6 protein-coding genes are annotated in these 12799 nt (G+C 69.4%); 3 read left to right on the forward strand and 3 right to left on the reverse strand.

The genetic code is table 11. The features are described 5' to 3' along the window. From A3M1_RS24835 to A3M1_RS0100015, 3 genes are all read left to right on the forward strand, one after another. On the forward strand, positions 1 to 5376 hold a 5376-nt coding region (locus tag A3M1_RS24835), incomplete at its 5' end, for an autotransporter-associated beta strand repeat-containing protein (RefSeq protein ID WP_018386890.1). A 130-nt stretch (positions 5377 to 5506) separates the two neighbouring features. Beyond that, positions 5507 to 6109: an invasion associated locus B family protein gene (locus A3M1_RS0100010; RefSeq protein WP_018386891.1), complete on the forward strand. Its 603-nt coding sequence runs from the start codon at positions 5507 to 5509 to the stop codon at positions 6107 to 6109. A 74-nt stretch (positions 6110 to 6183) separates the two neighbouring features. After that, a complete protein-coding gene (locus tag A3M1_RS0100015; protein WP_018386892.1) occupies positions 6184 to 6936 on the forward strand; it encodes a SapC family protein in 753 nt (250 codons plus the stop codon). A 431-nt stretch (positions 6937 to 7367) separates the two neighbouring features. Here the strand turns inward: A3M1_RS0100015 and A3M1_RS0100020 are convergent, their stop codons facing one another. From A3M1_RS0100020 to recA, 3 genes are all read right to left on the reverse strand, one after another. Continuing rightward, on the reverse strand, positions 7368 to 8624 hold the full coding sequence (locus A3M1_RS0100020; RefSeq protein ID WP_018386893.1) for a cyclic nucleotide-gated ion channel: 1257 nt from the start codon (positions 8622 to 8624) through the stop codon (positions 7368 to 7370). Between the two features lie 31 nt (positions 8625 to 8655). Beyond that, positions 8656 to 11307 (reverse strand): alanine--tRNA ligase, encoded by a 2652-nt coding sequence (gene alaS, locus A3M1_RS0100025; RefSeq protein WP_018386894.1) that lies wholly within the window; start codon positions 11305 to 11307, stop codon positions 8656 to 8658. 365 nt (positions 11308 to 11672) lie between these two features. Next, entirely contained in the window at positions 11673 to 12752 is a 1080-nt protein-coding gene (recA, locus tag A3M1_RS0100030) for a recombinase RecA (protein WP_026221056.1), read from the reverse strand. Positions 12753 to 12799 lie beyond the last annotated feature (47 nt).

Genomic DNA, 12799 nt, shown 5'->3' on the forward strand with positions numbered 1-12799 from the left:
ACCGACACCTTCACCTCCGCCCGCGCGATCACCCTCACCGGCACCGGCACGGTCAGCACGGCGGAAAGCACCACGCTCACCCTGAGCGGCGTGCTCTCCAGCACCGGCGCCCTCACCAAATCCGGCGCCGGCACCCTCATCCTGTCCGGCACCAACACCTATACGGGCGGCACCACCGTCACCGCCGGCACGCTGCAAATCGGCAATGGCGGCACCACGGGCTCCGTGTCTGGCGCCATCGCCAATAGTGGCACGGTCGTGTTCGACCGCTCCGACGACCTGACCGCGGGCGGGGCCATCACCGGCACTGGCGCGCTGGAGAAGCGCGGGGCCGGCACGCTGACCCTCACTGGCGCCAACAGCGCCGGTGCCGGCACCACCGTCTCCGCCGGCACGCTCGCTGTGCTCGGCGGCGTGACGCTGGCCAGCAATGTCGAGGTGAAGTCCGGCGCCACGCTGCAGGGCGCGACCGACGGCACGGCGGGCGGGACGATCGCCGGCACGGTCACCATCGCCGATGGCGGCACGCTGCGGGGGGCGCCCTCGACCGCCGGAACCCACGCCCTCTCCATGGCCACGCTGGTGCTCTCTAGCAGCGCCAATGTCGATGTCGTGCTCGGCGCGGCCACGGGCGGCGGCGTCATCTCCGCCGAGACCCTGACACTGGACGGCGTGCTGAACGTCGCCAATGGCGGGTCGATGGCGCAGGGCGTCTACCGCATCATCGACTACACCACGCTGGCGGCGAATAACGGGCTCGTGCTCGGCATCACCCCGGACGACTACGCCTATGAGATCCAGCTGGCGCCCGGCCAGGTGAACCTCGCCGTGCTCAGCGGCGAGATGCTGTACTGGAACGGCACCACCACCTCGGCGGACGGCACGATCCAGGGTGGCGATGGCACCTGGACGGCGAGCGCGGCCGAAACCAACTGGCTCACCTCGTCACTGAACCAGTCGCGGGCCTGGAACAGCGGCTTCGCGGCGTTCGCCGGCACGGCGGGCGAGGTCACCATCGACGGCACGGTGTCCGCCATCGGCCTGCAGTTCATGGTGGATGGCTACACCGTCTCCGGCGGCACCCTCACCTTGGCCGCAGTCTCCGGCAAGACGCCGGTGCGCGTCGGTGACGGAACCGCCGACGGCGCCGGCTACACCGCGACGATCGGCGCGGTTCTCGCCGGCACCACCGGGCTGGAGAAGACCGATCTCGGCACGCTCATCCTCACCGGCACCAACATTTATGAGGGCGGCACCACCATCTCCGCCGGCACGCTGCAAATCGGCAGCGGCGGCACGAGCGGCAGCATCGGTGGTGATGTCGCGGTAGCCACCGGGGCAACCCTTTCCTTCAACCGCACCGATCTCGTGACCTTTGCCGGCGACATATCCGGGGCAGGCGCGCTGACGCAGAAGGGCAGCGGCACGCTGATCCTCACCGGCGCCAACAGCTATTCCGGCGGCACCACCATCGCCGCCGGCACGCTGCAGATCGGCGCGGGCGGCGCCACCGGCAGCCTTGCCGGCACGATCACCAACAACGCCGCCCTCGCCTTCGACCGCTCGGACGACCTCACCTTCGCCGGGGCGATCTCGGGTTTGGGCTCGCTCACCAAATCAGGCGCCGGCACGCTCACCCTCTCCGGCACCAACAGCTTCGCCGGGACGACGACGGTGGCGGCCGGCACGCTGGCGCTGTTGGGCGGCGCCTCGCTGGCCGATGGCGCGCGCCTCAGCATCGAGACGGGCGCGACCCTCTCGCTCGGCGACGCCGACGAGACGGTGGGCTCGCTCGCCGGGGCGGGCACGCTCGCGCTCGGCAGCCACACCCTCACCGCCGGCGGCGACGGCACGACGAGCACCTTCTCGGGCGCGCTCACCGGCACTGGCGGCCTCACCAAATCAGGCGCGGGCACGCTCACCCTGAGCGGCAGCAATGGCGCGGGCACGCTCACGGTCGACGCCGGCACGCTGGTCGCGGACGGCACCGGGGCGCTGGCCGATGGCAGCGCCGTGACGGTGGCGGCAGGCGCGACCCTCGATCTGCAGATGAGCGGCACCAAGGCGCTCGAGGCGCTGAGCGGCGCCGGCGCCGTGCAGATGAATGCCGCCAGCCTCACGGCGGGCAGCGACAACAGCTCGACCAGCTTCTCCGGCGTCCTCTCCGGCGCCGGCGGCTTCGGCAAGACCGGCACCGGCACGCTGACCCTGAGCGGCGCCAACACCTATACCGGCGCCACCACCGTCGCCGGGGGCACGCTGGCCCTGACCGGCAGCGTGGCCGGCGGCGCGACGGTGGAGAACGGCGCGACGCTCTCGGGCGACGGCACGGTGGCGGGCACGGTGCAGGTTCTCGCCGGCGGCACGCTGGCCGGGGCGCAGGCGGACGCCCTCACCATGGGCGGGCTCGACCTGAAGGCCGGCGCCAACATGAATGTCGCGCTCGGCCAGACCACGGCCGGGGACGTGTTCACGGTGAATGGCGACGTGACACTGGACGGCACGCTGAACGTGACCGAGGAGGCGGGCTTCGGCGCCGGCGTGTACCGCTTCATCAGCTATACCGGCAGCCTCACCGACAATGGCATGGACGTGGCGCCGCTCACGGGCGGGTTCGCGGGCGGGGTGCAGACCTCGGTCGCGGGCGAGGTGAACCTCATCGTCGAGGGGGCGGGCGCGCCGATCCAGTTCTGGAACGGCTCCACCACCACGCCCTCGCAGTCGGTCGACGGTGGCAGCGGCACCTGGACGGCGGGCGTGGCCACCAACTGGACCAACGCCTCGGGCACCATCGCGCAGGCGTGGAATGGCGGCTTCGCCGTGTTCCAGGGCACGGACGGGACGGTGACGGTGGACAATGGCTCCGGCCAGGTCAGCGTCACCGGCATGCAGTTCGTCACCAGCGGCTATCTGGTGAGCGGCGGGTCGATCGAACTGACCGGCACCGACAAGGCGACGATCCGCGTCGGCGACGGCACCGAGGCCGGGGCGTCGACAGTGGCGACGATCGCCAGCGCCCTCACCGGCACGGTGGGCCTGGAGAAGACCGATCTCGGCACTCTGATCCTCACCGGCGCCAGCACCTATGAGGGAGGCACCACCCTCTCCGCCGGCACGCTGCAGATCGGCGATGGTGGCACCACCGGCTCGATCCTCGGCGATGTGACCAACAATGCCGCGCTGGTCTTCGCTCTCTCCGCTGACACCAGCTTCGCCGGGGCGATCTCCGGCAGCGGCACGCTGGCGCAGATGGGCACGGGCACGCTGACCCTCACCGGCGCCAACAGCTATTCCGGCGGCACGACCATCGGCTCCGGCACGCTGCGGGTGCTGGCGGCGCAGGCTCTGGGCACGGGCGGGCTCACCATTGAGCGCGGCGCGACGCTGCAGGCCAGCGACAGCTTCACCTTCGGCGGCGGCGTTGTGCTGTCGACGGCGGTCAGCTCGCCCTCGGACGCGGCGATCGAGGTGGATGCCAGCAAGACGCTGACCGTCTCCGGCGTGATATCCGGCAGCGGCGACCTGGAGAAGACCGGCACCGGCACGCTGATCCTGACCGGCAACAACAGCTTCACCGGCACCACCACCATCACGGCGGGCACGCTGCAGATCGGCGATGGCGGCACCACCGGCATGATCAGCGGCGAGATCGTCAACAACGCCAATCTGGTGTTCGACCGCTCGGATAGCTACACCATCAGCGGGGAGATCACCGGCGACGGCACGCTGACCCTTACCGGCGGCGGCACGGCCGTATTCGCCTCCTCCTATTCCGGCACGGTGGAGCTCACGGACTCCACGACCGTGCTGGCCCTCGACTCCACCACCGAGGCGGATTTCGTGGTCGGCACCGGCGGCGTGCTGGGTGGCACGGGGACGATCGGCGGGCTGACCGTCAACAGCGGCGGCACGGTGGCGCCGGGCTATTCCCCCGGCACGCTCACCGTCGACGGTCCGGTCGCGTTCAACACCGGCGCGATCTATTCGGTCGACGTGACGCCGCAGGGCGGGCACGACCTGATCGTCGCCTCCGGCAATGTCACGCTCTCCTCGGGGGCGAGCGTCAAGGTGGTGGCGACGGCGGGCACCTATGACCGCCAGAGCACGCTCACCATCCTGAACACATCCGGCACCGTGACCGGGACATTCGGCTCTGTCAGCTCGAACTTCGCCTTCCTGCGGCCGACGCTGACCTACGACCTGCACAATGTCTATCTGAGCCTGGTCTATACCGGTGCCGAATTCGTCGCCTTTGCCAACACGCCGAACCAGACGGAGGTCGCGGTGGCGGCACAGGCGTTGGGCGAAGGCAATGAGGTGTTCGAGTCTCTCCTGACGCTGCCGGACGACGCCGTGGCGCCGGCGCTGAACCAGCTCACCGGCGAGATCTACCCCTCGGTCAACACCGTCATTCAGCAGGAGAGCATCTATCTGCGAGACGCGGTCGGCGCCCGGCTGCGGCAGGCGGATCTGAGCGCGGGCACCAGCGCCCTTTCCTATGCCGCGAAGGCGGCCGGGCCGGCGACGGCGGCGCTCAGCCGCGAACTCGCCCCCACATTGTGGGCGCAGGGCTACGGTGCCTGGGGCGACGCCTTCGGCAACGGCAATGCGGCGACCATCTCCTCCTCGATCGGCGGCTTCCTCGGCGGCGTCGACGCGGCTATCGCCGACAATGTGCGCGCCGGCGTTGTCGCGGGCTACAGCCGCTCGACCTTCGATGTCGACGGCCGCTCCTCCTCCGGCTCGATGGATAATGTCGATCTCGGCGTCTATCTCGGCGCGCAGTTCGGCGCGCTCGGCCTGCGCGGCGGCGCCTCGTATAGCTGGCACGACATCGATGTGGAGCGCACCGTCGCCTTCCCCGGCTTTGCCGAGCAGGAAAGCGCGAGCTACATGGTCGGCACCACGCAGATCTTCGGCGAAGCCGGCTACCGCATGGCCTTCGCCGGCTATGAGCTGGAGCCGTTCGCCGGTCTCGCCTATGTCAGCGTCGCCGGCGGGTCGGCCAGCGAGAGCTGGCTCGGGGCGGCGGGCCTCGCGGTCGATGTGGCCGGGCAGGACACGTTCTACTCCACGCTGGGCGCGCGGGTAGCGACCTCCTTCGAGCTGGGCGGCCGGACGCTGACGCCGAGCGCCACGCTCGGCTGGCAGCACGCCTTCGGCGACACCGACTCGACCGCCACCATGCGGTTCCTGACCGGCACCACGCCGTTCGAGATCCAGGGCGTGCCGATCGCTGAAGACACGCTGATCGTCGGCGCCGGCCTCGCCTATGGCCTGTCGGACACCGTCACCCTCCAGGTGAACTATGCCGGCCAGATCGCGGCGCAGGCGAGCCAGAACGCCTTCACCGCCCAGTTCTCCCTGAGGTTCTGACAGCATGCTCCGCGCCGGCCCGGCAGGCACCCGCCGGCCCCCCCCTCTTTCCATCACGGCCGTTCGGCGCGATCCTGCTGCGCCGGCGCCAGACGCACCCCACCCGTTCAAGGAAGACAGAGACATGACTATGAGCTCGAAGCTGGTCGGCGCCGCCTTTCTGGCCGGCCTGATACTCGCCGGCCCCGCGCAGGCTCAACTGACCCCGGCCGCTCCGGCCCAGGCGGCGCAGCCTCGCCCGGCGGCGCCGGCCACCGCCCGTCCCGCCGCCCCGGCAGCGACCGCCGCCGATCCCTCGCAGCCAGCCGAGACCACGGCGACCTATCAGGACTGGCAGATGCGGTGCGTGACCTCGGACGAGAAGGTCCGCGCCTGCGAAGTGCTCCAGAAGCTGCAGATTCAGGGACAAGGCCTGGTGGCCACTATCGCGGTCGGCCGGGCCGACCCGAAATCGCCGATGATCATCCTCATCCAGGTGCCGCAGGGTGTGTGGCTGCCGGCCGGGATGACGCTTCAGATCGGCGAGAACGGCAAGCTGGTGGAACTTGAATACAAGCGCTGCGCCCAGGTCTGCATTGCCGAGGCCCAGCTCGACGCGGCCACCGTGCAGAGCATGAAGTCGTCCGCCGAGGCCGGCAGCTTCACCTTCCAGGACGGCGCCCAGCGTCCCGTCACCCTGCCGGTATCGTTCAAGGGCTTCGCTCCCGCCCTCGACGCCAGCCTCAAGCCCTGATTTTCCGACGCTCGCGCAGCCGCGGCCGGCCTTTCGGCCGCGGCCTGATGTCCTCTCCACGAAAGCTCGTTCCAATGACTGCCGGCACTCCCGCCCCCGGGCTTCCGCCCTTCTATGGCTCCCCCGCGTTGCTGCGCTTTCCCGATCACCGGCTGATCGGCCTGCGCGACGGCGTCGACTATGGCTTCGCCCGGGCGGCAGCGGCGATTCCGCTGGTGACGAGCGAGTTCGTCCACGCCCAGCGCAGCTACCCCCTCGTTTTCTCGACGGATGAGGGCGCCGCGCCGCTGGCCGTCACCGGGCTCACCACCGGAGAGAACCTGTTCGTTGGCCCGGAGGGGGCCTGGACCGCCGGCGACTATGTGCCGAGCTATGTGCGCCGCTACCCCTTCATCGGCATGACGCAAGGCGAGGGCGAAGCGATCCTGCTCGGGCTCGACCTTTCCGCCGCCCAGGTGACCACGGACGCGGCCCGCGATGGCGCCCGCCCGCTCTTCGCCGAGGATGGCACCGCGACCGAGACCGGCAAGGCCGCTATCGCCTTCTGCGAGGCCTATGCCATTGAGCATGAGCGTTCGCGGGAATTCGGCGCGGCGCTCGAAGCCGCGAATCTGCTCACCGCCCGCGAGGCCCGCGTCACCCTGCCCGATGGGACGGAAAAGCTGATCCAGGGCTTCCGCCTGGTCGACGAGGCCGCGTTCCGCGCCCTCTCCGGCGCGACGCTGGAGACGTTCCACGCCAAGGGCTGGAGCGACCTCATCGTCCTCCACCTCGCCTCGCAGCACGCCTGGCGCGCCCTGGTTGGCCGCGCCTTCCCGGCCGCCTGACGCGACTGCGGCACACGGGCGGCGCGTTCGCGCGCCGTCTTCACCCCTGCTCTGGCGCCGCGCCGTCCGCCAAAGCCGCTGCCGAACGCGACGCGGCAGAGATGGCGCCCCACGCTCCCGCCAACGCCCCACACGCCGAAGACCTGAACGCGGCCGCCGCTACTCGCCCTCCACAGGAAGACGCCAGCTACCGCGCCCGACGAGGCCGAACCTCGGCATTGCTGCGAAGAACCCTGGCCAGAACTTCCCGCGCCGGCACGAGAGCGCGATCCGATCCGCCCGATTGAACCGATCGGGCCGGATACCGCTCGAATTCGACAGTTGAGGTTATCCAATCCGCCTGCGTCACGCGCGGACGGGCCTGCGCGGTAGGCTTTTGTCTTTCCGCGTTTTCGTCGCGCGAGCCCAAACCCGCTTCGCGCGAAGATGCTCTACGCCCCTTCCGGCGCCGGCGGCTTGGTCAATTCGTCATCGGCGATATCGGCGCTGCGCTTCACCGCATGCGGGCCTTCCTCGTCCTTGGCCAGGGCGCGGATGCGCCTGCCGATTTCGGGATGCCGCCGGATCACATCGGCCAGCGCGTCCGCCTCAAGCATCAGCAGCATGCAGCGCGTGCGGGCCCGCGCATTCGCCGCGCGCCGGGCGGAATGGAGCAGCGCCATCTCGCCGAAGAACTGGCCCTCGCCCAGCAGATGCAGCCCATCATCGAATTCCAGTTCCACCTCGCCCGAGGCGATGAAATACATCGAGCGCGCCACCTCGCCGCGGCGGGCGATCACCTCGCCAGGCTGGGCGGTATGGGCGGAGAGCATCTTGTGGATCTCGCCGATGCCGGCCGCGTCGAGATCGGCGAAAAGCGGCACCCGCGCCACCATCCCCCAGGTGATGACGAAGTCGCGCCGCTTGATCACATCGACGAAGGAGGTGGCGATGATGCCCACCGGCAGCGCGATCATCACGATGCCGGTCACCATGGTGAGGCTGGCGATGATCCGACCCGGCACGGTGAGCGGGTAGACATCGCCATAGCCGACCGTCGTCACCGTCGCCATCGCCCACCACATCGCCGCCGGTATCGAGCCGAGGTGCTCGGGCTGGATATGCCCTTCCGCGACATACATGGCCGAGGCGGCGATCAGCACCGCTGCGGAAAGCAACCAGAAACACGCCATCAGCGACTGGCTCTCGCGGTGCAGCACTTCGAGCAGCGACTGCATGCCCGGCGAATACCGCACCAGCTTGATGAAGCGCAGCAGGCGGAAAATCGCCAGGGTCACGAGGTTGACCCCGAACAGCGCCGAAACCACGAAGGGAAGCCAGGCGATCAAATCGACGATCGCAACCGCCGTGCGCGCATAGCGCAGCCGCGCCCGCAGCGGCGAGACGCCGCGATAGCGTGGATTTTCCGGCGCTACCCATATGCGCAGGGCGTATTCGCCGGCAAAGACCAGAAGCGACAGCCGCTCAAAAGCGAGGAAGGCGGCATAGTCGCGCAGAAACAGGCTCGGCACCGTCTCCAGCACGGCAACGACGACGTTCAGCACGATCAAGACGATCAGGCCGACCTCGACCCGATGCGCCGTGCGATCATGCGCCGCGTCGCGCTCCAAGATCTCGTAGCAGCGCCGGCGCCGCGCCCGCCAGCCGGACGCGGTGAACCAACTGCCCTCGCGCCTGTGCGCCGTCATCAACGGCCACTCCCCCGCTCCCTTGGAGCGATCAGTCTGCCAGCGCGCTCTCGATGGCTGCCAGCGCCTCGCCGGCGCGGGCGCCGTCGGGTCCGCCAGCCTGGGCGAGATCGGGCCGGCCGCCGCCACCCTTGCCGCCCAGTATCTCGGCGCCGCGCCGCACCAGCGCCACCGCGTCGAAGCGCCCCGTCAGATCCTCGGTGACGCCGACCACAAGGCCGGCCCGGCCTTCTTCAGTGATGCCGACAATCGCAACCACGCCCGAGCCGATGCGCTTCTTGCCTTCGTCGACCAGGCTCTTGAGGTCCTTCGGCTCGATGCCGGTGACCTCGCGCGCCAGCAGCTTCACGTCGCCCACGCTGCGCACCGGCTCCTCCGCGCCGGCACCGCCGCCCATGGCGAGCTTGCGCCGCGCCTCGCCGAGCTCGCGCTCCAGCTTACGCCGCTCCTCGACCAGAAGGGCGAGGCGCGCCTCCACCTCGCCGACCGGCGCCTTGAGCAGGCCGGCCGCGCCCTGCAGCGCCTGGCGGTCCGCCGTCAGCGCGTGGCGGGCGGCATCGCCGGTCATCGCCTCAAGCCGGCGCACGCCGGCGCCGACGGCGCTTTCGCCGACCAGGCTGATCAGGCCGATATCGCCGGTGCGCCCGACATGGGTGCCGCCGCACAGTTCGATCGAATAGGGCGCGCCATTGCCAGGATCAGTGCCCATGCTGACAACGCGGACCTCCTCGCCATATTTCTCGCCGAACAGCGCCCGCGCGCCCGAGGCGATGGCGTCATCCACCGCCATCAGCCGGGTGACCACCGGCTCGTTGCGCAGCACGATGCGGTTGGCCAGGTCCTCCACCTGCCGCAGTTCGGCCTCCTCCACCGGCTTGGGGTGGGAGAAGTCGAAGCGCAGGCGGTCGGGGGCCACCAGCGAGCCCTTCTGCGCGACATGGTCGCCCAGCACACGGCGCAGCGCCTCGTGCAGCAGATGGGTTGCCGAATGGTTGGCGCGGATCGCCTCACGACGCTCGGCATCGACGGCCAGCGCCAGCGCGCTGCCGACCTTGAGCGTGCCGCTCTCGACCTCGACCTCATGGGCGAAGATGTCGCCCAGCTTCTTCTGGGTGCCGATGACGAGGGCCCGCAGGCCGTCCTCGCCGGTCAGCACCCCGGTATCGCCGGCCTGGCCGCCGGACTCGCCATAGAACGGCGTCTGGTTCAGCACCGCCAGCCCGGTGGCGCCGGCGGGAAGTTCCGCCATCCGCCGGCCATCCGACACCAGCGCCGTGACCGTGCCCTCGGCGCTCAACGTGTCATAGCCGAGGAACTCGGTCGCGCCGGCATCCTCGCGCACCGAAAACCAAACCGCATCCGTCGCCGCCTCGCCGGAACCGGACCAGGAGGCGCGCGCCTCGGCCCGCTGGCGCTCCATCGCGGTGTTGAAGGCCTCGACATCGACGCCCACGCCGCGCGCCCGCAGCGCGTCCTCGGTGAGATCGAGCGGGAAGCCGAACGTGTCATAGAGCTTGAAGGCGGTCTCGCCGGAGAATTTGGCTCCAGCGCCAAGCCCTTCGCTCTCGGTCTCCAGAATCGACAGGCCGCGCTCCAGCGTCTTGCGGAAACGGGTTTCCTCCAGCCGCAGCGTCTCCGCCACCAGCGTCTCGGCGCGCACGATTTCCGGGAAGGCCCGACCCATTTCGCGCACCAGCACCGGCACGAGGCGGTGCATCAGCGGGTCGCGGGCGCCGAGCAGCTGGGCATGACGCATGGCGCGGCGCATGATCCGGCGCAGCACATAGCCGCGCCCTTCATTGGAGGGCAGCACGCCGTCGGACACCAGGAAGGTGGCGGCGCGCAGATGGTCGGCGATCACCCGGTGGCTCGCCTTCTGCGGGCCATTGGCGGGCACGTCGGTGAGTTCCTCCACGGCGCCGGTCAGCGCCCGCATCAGGTCGATCTCGTAATTGTCGTGCGTGCCCTGCAGCACGGCGGAAATGCGCTCCAGCCCCATGCCGGTGTCGATGGCCGGGCGCGGCAGGCGCACCCGTTCGCCGCCGGGCAACTGCTCGAACTGCATGAAGACGAGATTCCAGATCTCGATGAAGCGGTCGCCATCAGCGTCCGCCGAGCCGGGCGGGCCACCGGCGATATGGGGGCCATGATCGAAGAAGATCTCCGAGCACGGGCCGCAGGGGCCGGTATCGCCCATCTGCCAGAAATTGTCGGAGGTGGCGATGCGGATGATGCGGGAATCGGGCAGGCCGGCGATGCGCTTCCACAGCCCGAACGCCTCGTCGTCCTCATGGTAGACGGTGACGAGCAGCTTCTCGACCGGCAGCTCGAATTCGCGGGTGATCAGGTTCCACGCGAACTCGATGGCGTTCTCCTTGAAATAGTCGCCAAAGGAGAAATTGCCGAGCATCTCGAAGAAGGTGTGGTGCCGGGCAGTGTAGCCGACATTGTCGAGGTCGTTGTGCTTGCCGCCGGCCCGCACGCATTTCTGCGAGGTGACGGCCCGCTGATAAGGCCGCTTCTCGATGCCGGTGAAGACGTTCTTGAACTGCACCATGCCGGCATTGGTGAACATCAATGTCGGGTCGTTGCGCGGCACGAGCGGGGAGGAATCGACCACCTGGTGCCCGTTGCGGGCAAAATAGTCGAGGAAGGTCGCGCGAATCTCGTTAACGCCGCTCATGAACCCGGGTCCGCCGATGCCAGATACCGACGCCGCAGAAGCGCCGACCCGCACCATCGGGCGCGGGCGCAACGGTTCTAACGACGCATCAACACCTTGTCCAGAAAGCAGAAGAACGTCGTCCCCCGCCCCGCCGCCTGTCCGCCGGCAGGCGCTGCCGCCGAGGGCTTACGGCACGAGCGGACGGCACGGACAAGCAGCGCCACTTTGGGACAAGGCTAGTGGCAAGACGAGTGCCAAGGCCTGGCGTCAAGGCTTGGCGTCAAAGCCGCCGGCTGGCCCGACCCGCCCGGCACCCTCAAGCGCCCGGCGAGACGCGGGCCCGCTCCGCGTGGAGCGCCCCCCGAGCGGCCCCGCCGCCAGAATCACTCGGCGTCGTCGCCGTCCTCATTCTCGCTGGCGCCGGCGAGAATCTGCTCGGCGATGAGACCGGCATTCTGCCGGATCGTCGCCTCGATGCGGCCGGCGACTTCCGGGTGCTGGCGCAGGAACGACTTGGCGTTCTCGCGCCCCTGGCCGAGCCGCTGGCTGTCATAGGAGAACCAGGCGCCCGACTTCTCCACCACGCCGGCCTTGACGCCGAGGTCGATGAGCTCGCCCATCTTGGAGACGCCCTCGCCATACATGATGTCGAACTCGACCTGCTTGAAGGGCGGGGCCAGCTTATTCTTCACCACCTTGACGCGGGTCTGGTTGCCCACGACCTCCTCGCGCTCCTTGATCGCGCCGATGCGGCGGATGTCGAGGCGTACCGAGGCATAGAATTTCAGCGCGTTGCCGCCCGTGGTGGTCTCCGGGCTGCCATACATGACGCCGATCTTCATGCGGATCTGGTTGATGAAGATGACCATGGTGTGCGAGCGGTTGATCGAGGCGGTCAGCTTGCGCAGCGCCTGGCTCATCAGCCGCGCCTGCATGCCCGGCTGGCTGTCGCCCATCTCGCCGTCCAGCTCGGCCCGCGGGGTCAGCGCCGCCACCGAATCCACCACCAGCACATCCACCGCTCCCGAACGCACCAGCGTGTCGGCGATTTCAAGCGCCTGCTCGCCGGCATCGGGCTGGGAGATCAGCAGATTGTCGAGGTCGACGCCCAGCTTGCGGGCATAGATCGGGTCGAGCGCATGCTCGGCGTCGATAAAGGCGCACACGCCGCCCTTCTTCTGCGCCTCGGCGATGGTGTGCAGGGCCAGCGTGGTCTTGCCGGAGGATTCCGGCCCGAAGATTTCCACCACCCGCCCGCGCGGCAGGCCGCCAATGCCGAGCGCGATGTCGAGCCCGAGCGAACCGGTGGAGACCGTCTCGATCTCCATGATCTTGTCGTTCTTGCCCAGCCGCATGATCGAGCCCTTGCCGAAATGGCGCTCAATCTGGGTCAGGGCGGCGTCGAGCGCCTTGGACTTGTCCATGGAAGATCCTTCAACGAGTCGCAGAGAGGACTGAGTCATTGCCGGGCTCCGGGCTGGGCGCAAGGGAAAAGGCGGGCGGGCGGGTT

It is taken from the genome of Ancylobacter sp. FA202, assembly GCF_000380205.1.
Classification (GTDB): Bacteria; Pseudomonadota; Alphaproteobacteria; order Rhizobiales; family Xanthobacteraceae; genus Ancylobacter.

Coding starts and splice junctions, on each gene's coding strand:
- A3M1_RS0100020 (WP_018386893.1), bottom strand. CDS start 8,624: ATGACGGCGCACAGGCGCGAGGGCAGTTGGTTCACCGCGTCCGGCTGG.
- recA (WP_026221056.1), bottom strand. CDS start 12,752: ATGACTCAGTCCTCTCTGCGACTCGTTGAAGGATCTTCCATGGACAAG.
- A3M1_RS0100015 (WP_018386892.1), top strand. CDS start 6,184: ATGACTGCCGGCACTCCCGCCCCCGGGCTTCCGCCCTTCTATGGCTCC.
- alaS (WP_018386894.1), bottom strand. CDS start 11,307: ATGAGCGGCGTTAACGAGATTCGCGCGACCTTCCTCGACTATTTTGCC.
- A3M1_RS0100010 (WP_018386891.1), top strand. CDS start 5,507: ATGAGCTCGAAGCTGGTCGGCGCCGCCTTTCTGGCCGGCCTGATACTC.